This is a genomic window from Micromonospora parastrephiae (assembly GCF_016802865.1).
Classification (GTDB): Bacteria; Actinomycetota; Actinomycetes; order Mycobacteriales; family Micromonosporaceae; genus Micromonospora; species Micromonospora parastrephiae.
The window spans coordinates 1-15,076 of sequence record NZ_JAEVHM010000135.1; the positions used below are offsets into that span (position 1 = coordinate 1).

17 protein-coding genes and 4 pseudogenes are annotated in these 15,076 nt (G+C 72.3%); 13 read left to right on the forward strand and 8 right to left on the reverse strand.

The genetic code is table 11. From position 1 onward, the window contains the following. A pseudogene (locus JNW91_RS22485) lies at positions 1-518 on the reverse strand (DUF3000 domain-containing protein); the annotation flags it as partial. 152 nt (positions 519-670) lie between these two features. Between JNW91_RS22485 and hemE the strand changes: the two are divergent. The 3 genes and pseudogenes from hemE (at position 671) to hemQ (ending at position 3,882) form a co-directional block, all read left to right on the forward strand. Further along, on the forward strand, positions 671-1,768 hold the full coding sequence (gene hemE, locus JNW91_RS22490; RefSeq protein ID WP_203177456.1) for a uroporphyrinogen decarboxylase: 1,098 nt from the start codon (positions 671-673) through the stop codon (positions 1,766-1,768). 6 nt (positions 1,769-1,774) lie between these two features. Then, positions 1,775-3,184, forward strand: a pseudogene (gene hemG, locus JNW91_RS22495) (protoporphyrinogen oxidase). Continuing rightward, the gene (gene hemQ / locus JNW91_RS22500) at positions 3,181-3,882 is read left to right on the forward strand and encodes a hydrogen peroxide-dependent heme synthase (protein WP_203177457.1); all 702 of its coding nucleotides are present in this window, start codon (positions 3,181-3,183) and stop codon (positions 3,880-3,882) included. The pseudogene hemG and the gene hemQ overlap by 4 nt, the downstream one beginning before the upstream one ends. A gap of 50 nt (positions 3,883-3,932) precedes the next feature. Here the strand turns inward: hemQ and JNW91_RS22505 are convergent, their stop codons facing one another. From JNW91_RS22505 to JNW91_RS22520, 4 genes are all read right to left on the reverse strand, one after another. Then, entirely contained in the window at positions 3,933-5,042 is a 1,110-nt protein-coding gene (locus JNW91_RS22505; protein ID WP_203177458.1) for a lytic polysaccharide monooxygenase, read from the reverse strand. Positions 5,043-5,160: 118 nt separating this feature from the next. Continuing rightward, entirely contained in the window at positions 5,161-5,616 is a 456-nt protein-coding gene (locus JNW91_RS22510; RefSeq protein ID WP_203177459.1) for a GNAT family N-acetyltransferase, read from the reverse strand. A 24-nt stretch (positions 5,617-5,640) separates the two neighbouring features. Further along, entirely contained in the window at positions 5,641-6,579 is a 939-nt protein-coding gene (locus JNW91_RS22515; RefSeq protein WP_203177460.1) for a DMT family transporter, read from the reverse strand. A 179-nt stretch (positions 6,580-6,758) separates the two neighbouring features. Next, positions 6,759-7,019 (reverse strand): Prokaryotic metallothionein, encoded by a 261-nt coding sequence (locus tag JNW91_RS22520; RefSeq protein WP_151492304.1) that lies wholly within the window; start codon positions 7,017-7,019, stop codon positions 6,759-6,761. 154 nt (positions 7,020-7,173) lie between these two features. On the opposite strand from JNW91_RS22520, the gene JNW91_RS22525 reads away from it, so the two are divergent. The 3 genes and pseudogenes from JNW91_RS22525 (at position 7,174) to JNW91_RS22535 (ending at position 8,940) form a co-directional block, all read left to right on the forward strand. Then, positions 7,174-7,449 carry an isoamylase early set domain-containing protein gene (locus JNW91_RS22525; RefSeq protein WP_203177461.1) on the forward strand — a complete coding sequence of 92 codons (276 nt, stop codon included), beginning with the start codon at positions 7,174-7,176 and terminating at the stop codon, positions 7,447-7,449. A 108-nt stretch (positions 7,450-7,557) separates the two neighbouring features. Then, a pseudogene (locus tag JNW91_RS22530) lies at positions 7,558-8,305 on the forward strand (lytic polysaccharide monooxygenase). A gap of 233 nt (positions 8,306-8,538) precedes the next feature. Further along, on the forward strand, positions 8,539-8,940 hold the full coding sequence (locus JNW91_RS22535; RefSeq protein ID WP_407664370.1) for a DUF305 domain-containing protein: 402 nt from the start codon (positions 8,539-8,541) through the stop codon (positions 8,938-8,940). Positions 8,941-8,970: 30 nt separating this feature from the next. On the opposite strand, the gene msrB is transcribed toward JNW91_RS22535, so the two are convergent. Continuing rightward, a complete protein-coding gene (gene msrB, locus JNW91_RS22540; RefSeq protein WP_088990835.1) occupies positions 8,971-9,375 on the reverse strand; it encodes a peptide-methionine (R)-S-oxide reductase MsrB in 405 nt (134 codons plus the stop codon). 47 nt (positions 9,376-9,422) lie between these two features. Here msrB and ligD point away from each other — a divergent pair, with 47 nt between their 5' ends. Continuing rightward, entirely contained in the window at positions 9,423-10,460 is a 1,038-nt protein-coding gene (gene ligD, locus JNW91_RS22545; protein ID WP_203177463.1) for a non-homologous end-joining DNA ligase, read from the forward strand. 11 nt (positions 10,461-10,471) lie between these two features. On the opposite strand, the gene JNW91_RS22550 is transcribed toward ligD, so the two are convergent. Then, positions 10,472-10,777: a hypothetical protein gene (locus JNW91_RS22550; protein WP_238425491.1), complete on the reverse strand. Its 306-nt coding sequence runs from the start codon at positions 10,775-10,777 to the stop codon at positions 10,472-10,474. A gap of 67 nt (positions 10,778-10,844) precedes the next feature. Between JNW91_RS22550 and JNW91_RS22555 the strand changes: the two genes are divergently transcribed. Continuing rightward, positions 10,845-11,033, forward strand: a complete 189-nt coding sequence (locus JNW91_RS22555; protein ID WP_203177464.1) for a hypothetical protein — start codon at positions 10,845-10,847, stop codon at positions 11,031-11,033. Between the two features lie 73 nt (positions 11,034-11,106). Next, on the forward strand, positions 11,107-12,357 hold the full coding sequence (locus JNW91_RS22560) for an HNH endonuclease signature motif containing protein (protein WP_203177465.1): 1,251 nt from the start codon (positions 11,107-11,109) through the stop codon (positions 12,355-12,357). A gap of 77 nt (positions 12,358-12,434) precedes the next feature. Here the strand turns inward: JNW91_RS22560 and JNW91_RS22565 are convergent, their stop codons facing one another. Beyond that, positions 12,435-12,779 carry a hypothetical protein gene (locus JNW91_RS22565; RefSeq protein ID WP_203177466.1) on the reverse strand — a complete coding sequence of 115 codons (345 nt, stop codon included), beginning with the start codon at positions 12,777-12,779 and terminating at the stop codon, positions 12,435-12,437. A gap of 271 nt (positions 12,780-13,050) precedes the next feature. Between JNW91_RS22565 and JNW91_RS22570 the strand changes: the two genes are divergently transcribed. The 4 genes and pseudogenes from JNW91_RS22570 to JNW91_RS22585 all read left to right on the forward strand — a co-directional run. Next, positions 13,051-13,509, forward strand: coding sequence for a DUF2975 domain-containing protein (locus JNW91_RS22570; RefSeq protein WP_309244459.1), 459 nt, complete (start codon positions 13,051-13,053; stop codon positions 13,507-13,509). Continuing rightward, positions 13,509-13,724 carry a helix-turn-helix domain-containing protein gene (locus JNW91_RS22575; RefSeq protein WP_030336216.1) on the forward strand — a complete coding sequence of 72 codons (216 nt, stop codon included), beginning with the start codon at positions 13,509-13,511 and terminating at the stop codon, positions 13,722-13,724. Before JNW91_RS22570 ends, JNW91_RS22575 begins: the two co-directional genes overlap by 1 nt. Then, a complete protein-coding gene (locus tag JNW91_RS22580) occupies positions 13,721-13,876 on the forward strand; it encodes a hypothetical protein (RefSeq protein ID WP_203177468.1) in 156 nt (51 codons plus the stop codon). The genes JNW91_RS22575 and JNW91_RS22580 overlap by 4 nt, the downstream gene beginning before the upstream one ends. A 122-nt stretch (positions 13,877-13,998) precedes the next feature. Then, positions 13,999-15,076, forward strand: a pseudogene (locus JNW91_RS22585) (FtsX-like permease family protein); the annotation flags it as partial.

Consider the following 15,076-nt stretch of genomic DNA (forward strand, 5'->3'; position numbering starts at 1 on the left):
GACCGGCCGTCGAGGCGAGCAGGGCGCGACCAGCCGAGCAGGTGGGGGGCCAGGTCGTCGTCGACCGGTGTCCACGACGCCCGGATCTCGATGTCACCGGCGGTCGGTGGACCGGCCAGGTCGCCGAACCGGGTCGACATGGTCTGGGTGACCGTCCCGCCGATCGCCCGGTGACCGGCGTCATGGGCGTCCAGCGCGTCGGTGAGCCACGTCCAGCCGACGCCGGGCAGCAGCGGGTCGGCGGCCAGGTCCACCTCCAGCTCGGCGGTCACGTAGGTGACCAGCCGCAGGGTGCCCTGCCACGCCTCGTGCCCAGCCGGATCGTGCAGCAGGATCAACCGCCCGGTGGCCACCTCGTCGCCGTCGCGCAGCACGGCCGCGGAGAGCGCGAACGCGTACGGGGCCAGCCGCTGGGGGGCTCCGACCTCCTCCAGCGTGATCTCCGGCCGGGGCGCCGCGGACCGCAGCCCGGCGACCGCGCGGGCGAAGGTCTCCGGGAGCGCGATCGGGGGGGCCATGTCGGCAGCCTATGCCGCCGTCGCCCCACCCGCTTCGACGGCGCGCCGACGCTCGTTCCGAGCGTCGCGTACCGGGTCCGCGGCGGTCGGGAAGGTGTTCTTCCTTTCACCCCCGGCGGGGTGGGGGTGGGAGGCGTGGCACGATTGCGGCGATGACCACGGAAGCCACGGGCACTGCCGCCCGAGACGGATACCCACGCCCCGGCGGACCAGCCGACTCGCCCTTCATCCGGGCCTGCCGGCGCCGTCCCGGCCCGCACACACCCGTCTGGTTCATGCGCCAGGCCGGCCGTTCCCTGCCGGAGTACCGGGAGATCCGGGCGAGCGTGCCGATGCTGGAGTCCTGCCGTCGTCCGGAGCTGGTCACCGAGATCACCCTCCAGCCGGTGCGCCGGCACGGGGTGGACGCGGCGATCTTGTTCAGCGACATCGTGGTGCCGGTCGCCGCGGCCGGGATCGACCTGGACATCGTGCCGGGCACCGGTCCGGTGGTCGCCGAGCCGATCCGTACCGCCGCCGACGTGCAGCGGATCCGTCCGATCACCCGCGACGACGTCTCGTACGTGGACGAGGCCGTCCGGCAGTTGGTGGTCGAGCTGGGCGACACGCCGCTGATCGGTTTCGCCGGAGCGCCGTTCACCCTGGCCAGCTACCTGGTCGAGGGCGGGCCGTCGCGGACCCACGCGAAGACCAAGGCTCTGATGTACGGCGACGAGGAGCTGTGGCACGCGCTCTGCGGTCGGCTGGCCGAGGTGACGCTGGCCTTTTTGCGGGTGCAGATCGAGGCCGGGGTCTCCGCCGTGCAGTTGTTCGACTCGTGGGCCGGCGCGCTCTCCGAGGCCGACTACCGCCGCTACGTGCTGCCGCACTCGACGGCCGTGCTGAGCGGGCTGGTCAACGCCGGGGTGCCGCGGATCCATTTCGGGGTGGGCACCGGCGAGCTGCTCGGCGCGATGGGTGAGGCCGGCGCGGACGTCGTCGGCGTGGACTGGCGGACCCCGCTGGACGTGGCCACCGGCCGGATCGGCGCGGACAAGGCGGTCCAGGGCAACCTGGACCCGTGCGTGCTGCTCGCGCCGTGGCCGGTGGTGGAGGCCGAGGTGCGCCGAATCCTGGAGCAGGGCCGGGCGGCCCCCGGGCACGTGTTCAACCTCGGCCACGGGGTGCTGCCGGAGACCGACCCGGAGGTGCTGACCCGGGTGGTCGCGCTGGTCCACGAGCTGTCCAGCCGCCGAGCCGACCAGGGCTGACCGGAAATGCGGCAGCCCTGGCGGGTGGCGGTGGTCGGCGGCGGGATCGCCGGGCTGGCCGCCGCGGTCCGCTTGCGCGACCGCGCGCCGGCGGGCACCGAGATCACGGTGTACGAGCAGTCCGGTGCGCTGGGCGGCAAGCTGCGCACCGGCGAGTTGGCCGGTGCGCCGGTCGAGTTCGGGGCGGAATCGTTTTTGATGCGCGACCCGACCGGGGCCGAGAGCGCGGCGGTGGCGTTTGCCCGCCGGCTCGGGTTGGCCGGGGAGATCGTGCACCCCACGGTGGGGCAGGCCGCGCTCGTCGTCGACGGAGGGCTGCGCCCCATCCCGGGGGGCACCCTGGTGGGCGTACCCGGGGATCTGGACCGGGTGGCCACGGTCGCCCGCCCGGCCGTGGACGCCGACACCGACGACGGCCGGCCGCTGGTCGGGCCCGACGCGGACGTCTCGGTGGGCGCGCTGGTCCGGGCCCGCTTCGGTGACGAGGTGGTCGACCGGCTCGTCGACCCGATGCTGGGCGGCGTGTACGCGGGCCGCGCCGACGACCTCTCCCTGGTCACGACCATGCCGGCGCTGGCCCGTGCGGCGCGGGTGGAGCACACCCTGGTCGGCGCGGTCCGGGCGGCGCAGGTCGCCGCGCCGCGCGCTCCGGGCGCCCCGGTCTTCGGCACCCTCACCGGCGGGCTGAGCACCCTGGTCGAGGCGGCGGTGACGGCCAGCGGCGCGACGGTGCGCAGAGACGCCGCCGTCCGCGAACTGACCCCGACCGCACCGGCTGGCGGCTCACCGTCGGCCCGACCCGGGCCCCGGAACTCGTCGACGTGGACGCCGTGGTGCTGGCGGTGCCGGCCCGGCCGGCCGCCCGCCTGCTCGCCGGTCCGGCGCCGGGGGTGGCGGCGGGCGTCGGTGAGCTGGACTACGCGAGCGTCGCGCTGGTCACCCTGGCGTTGCCGCAGCCGCGACTGCCCGAGCTGTCCGGTTTCCTGGTGCCGAGCACCGAGGGCCTGCTGATCAAGGCGGCGACCTTCTTCACCACCAAGTGGGGGCACCTGCGCCGGCCGGACGGGCTGGCGATGGTGCGCGCCTCGGTGGGCCGCTACGGCGAGGAGGCGCAGCTCCAGCGTCCGGACGCGGACCTGGCGGCGACCGTGCACCGGGAGTTGTCGGCGGGTGCTCGACACCCGCTGCCCGCCCCGGTCGACGGGCACGTGCAGCGGTGGGGCGGCGCGCTGCCGCAGTACGCGCCGGGGCACGCCGACCGGCTCGCCGCCGCGCGGACGGCGCTGCGGGCCGAACACCCCCACCCTGGTCCTCGCCGGCGCCGGCTACGACGGCGTCGGCATTCCGGTCTGCGTCCGCTCCGGCGAGACGGCGGCCGACGAGATCATCACAGCACTGGGAGGATCGGCGAGATGACCGAGCAGACCAACGCGGCCCGGTTGCGGGAGCTGAACGACAGCATCCGCTACACGATGTGGTCGGTGTTCCGGGCCAGCGCCCCGCTGCCGTCGCTGCGGGACAACGTCACGGGTGAGGTCGAGTCCCTCTTCGAGGAGCTGGCCGGCAAGGACGTGGTGGTCCGGGGCGTGTACGACGTCTCCGGTCTGCGCGCCGACGCGGACGTGATGATCTGGTGGCACTCCGCCTCCAGCGACGCCCTCCAGGACGCGTACCTGCGGTTCCGTCGCACCACGCTGGGGCGGGCGTTGACCCCGGTGTGGTCGCAGATGGCGCTGCACCGGCCGGCGGAGTTCAACAAGAGCCACATCCCGGCGTTCCTGGCGGGCGAGGAGGCCCGCCCCTACATCTGCGTGTACCCGTTCGTCCGCTCCTACGAGTGGTACCTGCTGCCCGACGCCGAGCGGCGCGAAATGCTGGCCGAGCACGGGAAGATGGCCCGCGGCTACCCGGACGTGCGGGCCAACACGGTCGCCTCGTTCGCGTTGGGCGACTACGAGTGGATGCTCGCGTTCGAGGCCGACGAACTGCACCGGATCGTCGACCTGATGCGTGACCTGCGCGCGTCCGGCGCCCGCCGGCACGTACGCGAGGAGGTCCCGTTCTACACGGGACGCCGCCGCTCGGTCGCCGAGATCGTCAACTGCCTGGTCTGATCCCCGCCGGCCGCGCCGCACCCCCGCCCGGGTGCGACGCCGGCCGGGGATCAACTGGTCGTCGTGCAGGAGACCAGCGGAACCGGGTTGCTGCCGTTCCACGAGCCGAGGAAACCGAATGTGGTGCTCGCTCCGGCGGCAAGTGTGCCGTTGTGGCTGACGTTGCGGGCGGTGACCAGCGTGCCGTTGGTGCTGATCGTGGCGTTCCACGACGAGGCGATCTGCTGGCCGTTGTTGTAGTTCCAGCTCACCGACCAGCCGCGGGTGGATGAACCGCCGGCGGTCACCTCCACCTCGGCCTGGAAGCCGCCAGCCCACTGACCGGTGACCTGGTACGTCGCCGTGCAGGCGCCGGCCGGCGGCAGCGTCGGCGGCGGAGTGGTCGGCGGTGGCGTGGTGGGTGGGGGAGTGGTCGGCGGTGGCGTGGTCGGCGGTGGCGTGGTGGGCGGGGTGCCCGTCCCGCCGCCGAAGTCGACGTCGCTGCACAGGTAGTACGACTGGTCCAGGTGGCTGGCCTGCCAGACGGTGTAGACGATGTGCCGCCCGGTGCGTCCCGGCGCACTGACCGGGATCTGGATGGAGACGCCACCGGTGTCCGGGTTCCACTGCGAGGCAGGGGTGTTGCCGATCTGGCCGGCCAACTCCAGGTCGTTCCAGCCGAGCGGCTGGGTGGCCGAGTTGAAGCCCTGCTTGGTCACGTAGACCCGGATGTAGTCGGCGCCGTGGCTGGCCTGGTCGAAGAAGCGGAGCCGGAAGTTGTTCGACACCGAGGTGGTCTTCCACGCGCCGACGGTGTCCAGCGCGTTGTAGCGACCGCTCTGGGTGCGCCCCCCGCTGCACAGCTGGCCGTTGGGGACGGCGCCCTGGTGGTTGCCGGCGACACCCTCGCGGAACAGGCCGTTCCAGTTCCACATGGCGGCCGGGTCGGCCTGCCATGCCTGCCAGCACATCGGGTCCTCGGTGGCCATCCGGGGGTTCTGGAAGTCGCTGCCCCAGCGCTGCCAGCAGCTGTAGTTGCGCGAGGCCGGGTCGACGACCGAGCCGTGCGCCGAGGCGGGTTGGACCAGCGCGACGGTCAGCGCGGTGGTCAGCAGGAGCGTGGCGGCCGCCGCGACGGCGAGCGGCCGGAGCACGCGTGGTGATCGGGCGAGAGTGGACACGGAGCCCCCGGGGGGATGAGGTCGGACGACGACGCCCGGACTGCCGGGAGATGCCCGCTCCCGCGCCTACTCGCTGGCTCCCGCGATGGCTCTACCCCGCACCATGCCAGGTTGATCGTCAGACGTCAATGGCATCGCGGCGCATCGGTGTGTGCGGGATGCCGTCCTCGACGTACTCGGGGCCGCTGACGGTGAAGCCGTGCCGGGCGTAGAAGGCGACCAGGTGCGACTGGGCGTCCAGCACGCACGGTCGGTTGCCCACCACCTCCAGGGCTGCCGTCATCAGCCGGCCGGCGTGCCCGCCGCCGCGCGCCGTCGGGGCCACCACCACGCGGCCGATCCGCGCGGTGCCGTCCGGGTCGGCGAGGATCCGCAGGTACGCCAGCGGCGCGCCCCCGTCGGTCAGCCAGAGGTGCCGGGTGCCCGGCTCCACGTCCCGCCCGTCGAGTTCCGGGTACGGGCAGTGCTGCTCCACCACGAACACGTCGATGCGCAGCTTGAGCAGGTCGTGGAAGGTGCGGGCGTTCAGGTCGGCGAAGGAGGCCGTGCGGATCTCGGTGGTCTGCTGGGGCACGCACCGATGGTAGGCCGGGCCGGCTCACGCGGTGTCCCCCCGGGTCGGCGCGAGGTAGGTGGCGGCCACGGCGGTGAGCAGCAGTACGCCGCCGACGATGACCGGCGGCGGGAGCGGCTCGTGCAGCAGTGCCACCGCCAGCGCGGCCGCGGTGAGGGGTTCGAGCAGGGTCAGCACGGCGGCGACGCTGCCCGGCGTGGTCCGCAGCCCGGCGTAGAACAGCGCGTACGCCACGGCGGTGGTGACCACGCCGAGGTGCAGCAGCAGCGCCAGGGTGTCCGGGCGTATCGGGACGGCGACGCCGGCGACCAGGGCCGTCGGCGCCAGGGTCAGCGCGCCGACCACCGTGGAGATGGTGGTCAGTGTCATCGGCGCGGTGTGCTGCGACACCTGCCGGCTGATCAGGGTCGTCACCGCGTACCCGAGGCCGGACCCGGCGGCGGCGAGCAGGCCGAGCAGCGGCGCGGGCGCCGTGGCGGTGGGGTCCGCTGTCGCCCCGGTGATCAGGGCGAGGCCGGCCACGGCGGTGACCAGCGTGCCGAGGCGTAGCGGGCCGGGGATTCGGCGGGACCGCAGCGACTCCCAGGTCGCGGCGAGCACCGGTGCCAGGCCCAGGCTTACCACGGTGGCCACGCTGACCCCGGCGAACGCCACGGCGGCGAAGTAGAGCGCCTGGTAGAGGCCGAGGCCGACGCCGGTGAGCAGCAGCGGTACGGGTGCCGCGCGCAGGGCAGCCACGATGGCGCCGAGCCGACCCGCGGTGCAGGCCAGCAGGACGAGCGCGGCGATGGCCAGGCGGTGGAAGCCGATGGCCACCGGGCTGAGCCCGGTGCTCTCGCGCAGGAGTTGCACCGCCACGCCGGTGGTGCCCCACAGCACTCCGGTGACGGTGATCTGGATCAGGCCGGTGCGGGCCTGGCTGACGGCCGGGGCGGCCGACGGCGCGGTACGGGAAGTGGACACGGGTGCGCTCCGAAGGGTGAGCCGTTGACGGGGACGACGTCGACGGAGCGCGTACGGCGAGGCGGCCGGGCCGGGTCGTCACCCGGTCGGCGAGAGGCGTTGCGCTCCGGTCAGGAGCGCGGTGGGGGCAGGACGCCCAGGAACGGCCGCATGGCGACGACCGTACCGCAGGAATGTGCTCAGGCGGGGCGCGCGCCCACGGCGTCGCGGATCTCCGCGCCCTCGGCGCCCTCGACCGAGCGGGCGCAGTGCCCACAGCAGAAGAAGCGTCCGTTGACCTCGACGCCGTGTCCCACGATCTTGATCTGGCAGTGTTCGCAGATCGGTGCCATCCGGTGGATCGCGCACTCGAACGAGTCGAAGGTGTGCACGTCACCGCTGACGGTGTGCACCTCGAACGCCATCCAGTAGTCGTTGCCGCAGACTTCGCACGTTGCCATGGAGAACCCCCGTATCAGGACGTGTGAGTACAGGTTTCCTCAGGTTTGTGCCGCGCGTGACCGAATGTCGGTGTCCGGGCCAACCGGCGGCGTGTCGGCTCCGGCGTGTCGTCCGTTATGCCGGGTGAACCGCCGCAACTCCCGGAGGATCGCAGTGATCAAGCGCAACAGACTCTTCGGCAACCAGACCCGGGTCACCTTCTGCCTGCCTCAAGACACCCCACCCGGACCGGTGAGTGTGGTCGGTTCCTTCAACGAGTGGGAGCCCGGCCGACACGAGCTGGTGGCGCGCCGCGACGGCACCCGGACGGTGACGGTGAAACTTCCGCCGGGGGAGTACCGCTTCCGCTACCTCGCCAGCGGCGGCGTCTGGCTGGACGACGAGTCGGCCGACGAGGTCGACGATCGGGGCAGCCTGCTCCGGCTCTGAACAAGAAAACCGTCATCATCGATGGATTTATCGACAAGGGTCTTTACTGTTAACAAAGTTTAAATTACGTTGAGGGCACCCTACCGGACCTGGAGAAGGAGCTGCCCGATGCGTCGAAGAATCACCGTCCCGCTGGTGGCGGCGGGTGCCGTCGCCGCCACTCTCACCGTCGCCGCCCCCGCGCAGGCGCACGGCTACGTCTCCGCCCCGCCGAGCCGGCAGGCGCTCTGCGCGCAGGGCCGGGTGCCCGACTGCGGGCAGATCAAGTACGAGCCGCAGAGCGTCGAAGGGCCCAAGGGCCTGAAGAGCTGCAACGCCGGCATCGCCCAGTTCGCCGTCCTCAACGACGACAGCCGGGGCTGGCCGGCCACCTCCGTCGGCTCCTCGCTGACCTTCACCTGGGTCAACACCGCCCGGCACGCCACCAGCAACTGGGAGTACTGGATCGGCAACACCCGCGTCGGGGTGGTCAACGGCAACGGTCAGCAGCCGGGCGCTACGGTCTCGCACACCGTCAACCTGGGCGGCTTCTCCGGGCGGCAGAAGATCCTCGCGGTGTGGAACATCTCCGACACCGCGAACGCCTTCTACTCCTGCATCGACGTGCAGATCGGCGGCGGCGGGTCGAACCCGACCCCCGCCCCGACGCCGACGACCTCACCCCACCCCACGGCCCACCCCGACCGCCACGCCGACGACCCCGCCCGCACCGGGTGGCAGTTGGACGACGGGCCGGGCTTACCAGGCCGGCGACCAGGTCACCTACGGCGGACGGACGTACCGCTGCCGGCAGGCGCACACCGCCATCCCCGGCTGGGAACCGCCGAACGTCCCGGCGCTCTGGCTTCAGGTCTGACCGCACGGGTGCGGCCGACGGCCGCACCCGTGTCGCCGCCCCCGCGTGATCGGAGCACCGGCATGCCGCGTACCCCCCTGGTGTCGCTGCTCGCGGCCCTGCTGCTCACCAGCGCCTGCGCCGGGTCGCCGACGCCGGCCGGGCCGCCCGTGTCCCCGACCGCGTCGGCGGCGGCCGGGGACACGGCCGGCGGGGACGAGATGAGCGGGATCGACGTGGTGTTCCTCGGCACGATGGTCGGGCACAGCGAACGCACCCTGCAGATCGTCCGACTGGCCCGCGACCGGTTGCGCGACGACGCGCTGCGGACCCTCGCCGCCGCCATCGAGGCGACCGAGGCCGACGAACTGGCCGACATGCGGGGTTGGCTGCCCACCGCGGGGCCGGGCGCCAGCGCGACCGCGCACCACCACGACGGGCACGGCGACGACGCCGCGCTCGACCGGCTGCGGGCCGCGCCGGACGCGCAGGTCGACCGGGTGCTGCGCGACGTCCTCGCCGATCACCAGCGGGCCGCGGCCGACCTGGCCCGCGCCCAGGTCGACGTCGGCCGCAGCGAACGGGTCCGCGACCTGGCGCGGCGGATCGAGCAGTCCCGGACCGCCGAGGTCGAGCTGCTCAGGGGTACGCCCTGAGCCCGCTCGGCCGCGCCGGCGCCGCTCAGGTCAGCGAGGTTCCAACCGCACCGAGATCGAGTTGACGCAGTGCCGGGTGTCCTTCGGGGTGAAGCCCTCGCCGTGGAACACGTGCCCGAGGTGGCTGTCGCAGCGGGCGCAGCGGATCTCCGTACGCGCCATGCCGAGACTGCGGTCCTCGATTTCCTTGACCCGGCCCGGGATGGCGTCGTCGAAGCTCGGCCAACCGCAGTGCGAGTCGAACTTCGTGTCGCTGGAGAAGAGTTCCAACCCGCAGGCGCGGCAGTGGTAGACCCCCTGGGTCTTGGTGTCCACGTACTCGCCGGTCCACGGACGTTCGGTGCCGGCCTCCCGCAGAACGTGGAACTCCTCGGGGGTCAACCGGACCCGCCACTCGTCCTCGGTGCGGGGCAGCTCGTTGTCGTCAAGACTCACCCGTCAACGGTACGTCGAACGTCGGGGCCGTGGCATATGGTCGCGAGATGGCGGGCACCAAGGCAGCGGTCACCGAGGTCGAGGTGGCCGGGCGCAGCGTACGGCTGACCAGTCCGGACCGTGTGATCTTCCCGCAGCGGGGCTTCACCAAGGCGGACGTCTTCCACTACTACCTCGCCGTCGGCGACGGGATCATGCGCGCCCTGCGGGACCGGCCCACCACGCTGCAACGCTTCCCCGAGGGCGTCGAGGGTGAGGCGTTCTTCCAGAAACGGGTGCCCACCCGGGGCGTGCCGCCCTGGGTGACGACCGCGCAGATCACCTTCCCGAGCGGTCGCGGCGCGGCGGAACTCTGCCCCGTCGACCTGGCGCACGTCGCCTGGGCGGCGCAGATGGGCACCATCGTGTTCCACCCGTGGCCGGTGCGCGCCGCCGACGCGGACCGCCCCGACGAGCTGCGTATCGACCTCGACCCGCAGCCCGGCACCGACTTCGCCGACGCGGCGCGGGCCGCAGGGGAGGTCCGCGCGCTCCTCGACGAGCTGGGCGCGACCGGGTGGGCGAAGACCTCCGGCGGTCGCGGCGTGCACGTCTACCTGCGCATCCAACCCCGTTGGACGTTCACCGAGGTGCGTCGCGCCACCATCGCGCTGGCCCGGGAGGTGGAACGCCGCAACCCCGACCTGGTGACCACCGCCTGGTGGAAGGAGGAGCGCGGCAGCCGGGTCTTCGTCGACTTCAACCAGATGGCCCGGGACCGGACCATCGCCTGCGCGTACTCGCTGCGAGCCAACGCGCGCGCCACCGTCTCCACCCCGGTCACCTGGGACGAGCTGCCCGACGTCGACCCGGACGACTTCGACCTGCGCAGCGTCCCGGCCCGGCTCACCGAGCGCGGCGACCCGCATGCCGGCATCGACGACAGCCCGTGGGACATCACGCCCCTGCTGGAGTGGGCCGAACGCGACGCCGCCGCCGGCCAGGGCGACCTGCCGTACCCGCCCGACCACCCGAAGATGCCCGGCGAGCCCAAGCGGGTGCAGCCCAGCCGCGCCAAGCGCACCCCCGACGACGACAGCGCCTGACCGGCCTTGCCTCACGGGGGCGGTTGGGCGGTCCACGCCAGGAACCGCGTGAACAGCTCCGCCGGATCGGGCCCTGGGTGGGGATTCAGTCGGTACAGGTCGGCCGTGGCGTCGAACAACTGGCTGGCCATGTAGACCGATAGGGCCACCCGGTCTGCCCGGTACTCGACCCTCAGCAACATCCGTGCGGAGGCGCAAGGCCAAGGGGCAGCGCACACCCGGCAGAGCCACGAGGGCCGGCGAGGCAGATGCTGGTGCACCGGATGCAGGCTGCTCAGGGGTTGACGGTCAGGGATGGGCGCGTCCGACGTAGACATACCCTTTACGGTGACCGGGGCGTTGCCCCGAGTCAAGGAGCTTGGGCAACTCTCTAACGTCCGCCGTATGGAGCTGGTGGGCGCTGCGGAGATTCGAGTGATGCTCGGCGGCATCAGCAAACAGAGGGTCTATGTGATCACTAGCCACCGGAACTTCCCGGACCCCGTTGCGGACCTGGTGCAGGGGAAGGTCTGGCGGAAGTCGGACGTGGCGGCCTGGATCAGGGAGCACCGGCCGGAGTTGGCCGAAGACTGAGGGCCCGCTCCTCGGCTGGGTGATCCGACGTTCTCTGCGGAGAACTGTCGTACACCCGTTCTAAAATTTGGCTGTGATCGATGAGCTGGTGCGGGCGGAGAGTGCGGTGGCGACCTGCGCTGACGCCGCCGCGTGGGCTCTCTCCGAGCATGAGCTGATCGCGGCGCTCGATGCCACGCACCGGCTCCAGCAGCGCCTGGCGTCGGTGCAGTTGGCGGTCGTCCGGGAGTTGGACGGTCGGGGCGCCGCGGTCGCGCGGGGCGCGTCCTCGACGGCCGTGTGGCTGCGCCACCGCCTGCGGCTCGACATCTCCGCCGCCCGTCGGCTCGTCGGCCTGGCGGCCTCGATCGACGCCGCCCCGCCCGCCGTGCGGGACGCCCTGGCGGGCGGGCTGGTCAGTGTGGAGCAGGCCCGGGTCATCGTCGACACGGCCGCCACGGTCTCGGGCTCCGCCGGTGCCGAGGTCGCCGACAAGGCCGTTGGCGTGCTGGTCGAGTGGGCCGGGCAGTTCGATCCCACCCTGCTGCGCAGAATGGGCACGCGGATCCTCGACCACGTCGCTCCCGACGTCGCCGACGCCGCCGCTGCGGCGGCCCTCGCCGCCGAGGCCGCCCGGGCTGCCCGCGACCGGCACGTCACCATTTCCGAGCAGACCGGCGGACGGCTACGGCTCAGCGGCACCCTCGACGCGGAGGCCGCCGCGCTGCTGCGCGCCGTCATCGACCCGCTCAGCGCCCCCTCCGGGCCCGACGACACCCGCTCCGCCGGGCAGCGCCGCCACGACGCCCTCGGCGACGTGTGCCGGCTCGCCCTGCGCGCCGGTGAACTGCCCGAGAACGGTGGCGACCCCGCCCAGATCGTCGTCACCACCAGCTACGACGGGTTGACGCGGCAGCTGTCCGCTGGCGCCCTCGACATCGGCCTGCGGCTCAGCCCCGACACGGTGCGCCGGCTCGCCTGCGACGCCGCCGTCCTACCCGCCGTGCTCGGCGGCGCGGGTCAGGTCCTCGACGTGGGCCGACAACGCCGCCTCATCACCGGCCCGCTCCGCCGTGCCCTGGTGCTGCGCGACGGAGGCTGCGCCTTCCCCGGCTGCGACCGACCACCCCGCTGGTGCGCCGCGCACCACGTGCGCCACTGGGCCGACGGCGGTCCGACCAGCCTCGACAACACCGTCCTGCTCTGCGGTCACCACCACCGGCACGTCCACCAGACCGACTGGGTCGTCCGGCTCGGCGACGACGGCCATCCGGAGTTCGTGCCGCCGGCCTGGCTTGATCCCGACCAGGTCCCGCGCCGCAACCACTACCACCGACGAACGTAGGCGATCGCCGCGGGTGGGAATCAACAATTGCTCACGTCGCTGTTCATCACGCTGATCGAGTAGTGCGATGTTCCGCGTCACCAGGACCAGGTGCCGGGGCTGGTGTTGGTAACCAGAACGCCGATGCCGTAGTCGCTGATGAGGACGGCAGTGTAGCGGTCCTTGTCGTACACGTTGAGTTTGTATTTGTCGCCCTTTTCTGACCACTGCCAGTAGTCGTTCACGCCGGACTGCGGCGAGAAGCTCTGCAGTTGCGACATCGCCGCAGGTGCCAGGCCGTCGACGTCCAGGCTCTCGGACCTGCTTCCGCCGGTCCAGGTGACATTTCCGGTCAGCGTCTCACTGGAGATGTTGACAACGAAGAAGTCAAATGAACCTCCGCCGGCCATGGGACTTTTGTCCGCGCCCTCTGCTTCTTTCAACGTCTCGATCCCCCGTCTCGGTCCCGGCGCCGACCGGCCGGGCACAAAATCAGGTTACGGTGACGAACACGACGGTGTAGCGGAATCACACGCGCACAATGCGGCCGGCCGGACCGCGGGGTTCGCCCGCCACCGCCCCAAGGTGGACGGGCGATGGGGCTGCCGCCCACGCCCCGCCGTCGGAAGTCGAGGCACCGGCCGACGCAAGGAACCGATTGACTTTCGATAGCTAACGAGCGAAACTCGATGCATGGTTACAGAGCATCGAGCGGTGGCCGCTCTCAGAGTCGTTCTCGTGGTGCTGTTCGTGGTCCTGATCGGATTCCAGACCTTCTCGCTACCCGGGCAGTTCGCGCACATGGCCCAGGAGTCGCCGGAACACGCCTACCTCCGGTGGCCGCTGACCGCCGTGACGGTGTTCTGGGTGCTGTGCGTCCAGGTGGTGATCGTGTCGACGTGGCAGTTGCTCAACATGGTCAAGAACGACCGCATCTTCACCGAAGCGTCCCTGAAGTGGGTCGACCTGATCGTGTGGGCCATCGGCGCCGCGTGGGTGGTGCTCGTGGGCGTCTTCCTCTACGTCGGCTTCAAGGCGGACGACCCGGGTGGTCCGATCCTGCTGTTCCTGTTGACGATGGGTGTCACGGTGCTCGGGCTCCTCATGGTCGTGATGCGCGCGCTGCTGAGGCAGGCCACCACGCTGCGGACCGACATGGAAGCGGTGATCTGATGCCCATCGTCGTCCGCATCGATGTCGAACTGGCCAAGCGCAAGATGAGCGTCGGTGAGTTCGCCGAGCGCGTCGGGCTCACGCCGGCCAACGTCGCGGTACTGAAGAACGGTCGCGCCAAGGCGGTGCGCTTCAGCACCCTGGAGGCCATGTGCCGGGTGCTCGACTGCCAGCCCGGCGATCTGCTCGAGTGGGTCGAGGAGGAAACCCCATGAGGTACGTCATCGCCATTCTCGCCGTCGCCCTCGGCGTCGCCGCTGTCGTCTACGGGGGAGCCGACGACTCGCCGGGCCTCCAACTCCTCGGTGCCGTGCTCGTCGTGGGCGCGGTGGCGTTCGCCGTACGGACGGCGCGACGCGGGACGTGACGACGCCGGCCGTGACGACGCCGGCGTGCTCGGAGTAACGATCATGTAACGGGCGCGAACCTTTCCTCCTAGATGGCCTGTCTTGAAGGTCGTCGGCCCGCCAGGGCCAGGGGAGGCGTCGGATGAAGCTGGTGTGGAGGCGGGCCCGCGAGGCGCGGGGGCTGCTGGTAGCCGCGGTGATCGCCGCCCTGGTCGCCGTCGCGTTGGTCACCGGTCTGTCCGACTACAACCGACGCGCGGTGGACGCCGGGCAACGGGCGCTGGTCACCGCCGCGCCGGCCGAGGAACGCGGTCTGCTGGTCAGCGGGTCCGCCGGACGCGACGCCGCCGAGTTCGCCACCCGGGACAGGGCGGTCCGCGACGAGTTCACCGGCGGACTCGCCGGCGTGCCGGTCGCGGTGGCCGTCGCCCGGTACGGCACCGGGCGGGAGCTGACCGGCGACCTCGGGCAGGTTCCCCGACCGGACGACGAGCCGGTCTTCGCGAGCCTCGCCACCCTCGCCGACCTGGCCGGGCACGCCGAGCTGACCAGCGGAGCGTGGCCCTCCCCGGGAGCGAACCCGGTCCAGGTGAGTCTCCCGGAGCGGGTCGCCGGCACACTGGGCCTGAGCATCGGCGAGCGGATTCCACTGCGCGACCGTGCCACCGAACGGGCCAGCCAACTGGTGCTCGCCGGCACCTGGCGGCCCCGCGACCCGACCGACGCGTACTGGCTGCTCGCTCCCGGGGTGGGCGCGGGCAGCGTCGGATCCGCCACCTCGTACGGGCCGTTCACGCTCGACCCGGCCGACTTCGAGGCCACCTTCCCGGGCGCGGTGTCGGCGTCCTGGCTGGCCGAACCGGATCTCGGCGACGTCGACACCGCCGACCTGCCGGCCGTGCGCACGGCCCTCACGGCGGCCGGCGCGGCGGTGCCGGAGGCCGCCCGACTGGGCTCCTCCGGGCAGACAACGACCAAGATGGACGGGCTGCTGGACCGGATCGCCCGCGCCGACCTGGTGGGCCGCTCCTCGCTGGCCACCCCGCTACTGCTCATCCTGGTGCTCGGCGGGTACGCGCTGGTGCTGGTCGCCGCCCTGCTGCACGAGGACCGCCGCCCCCAGACCGCGCTGCTGCGCGCCCGGGGCGCGGCCCGCCGGCAGCTGGCCGGTCTCGCCGCCCGCGAGGCCACCCTGGTGGTCGCCCCGGCCGCCCTGCTCG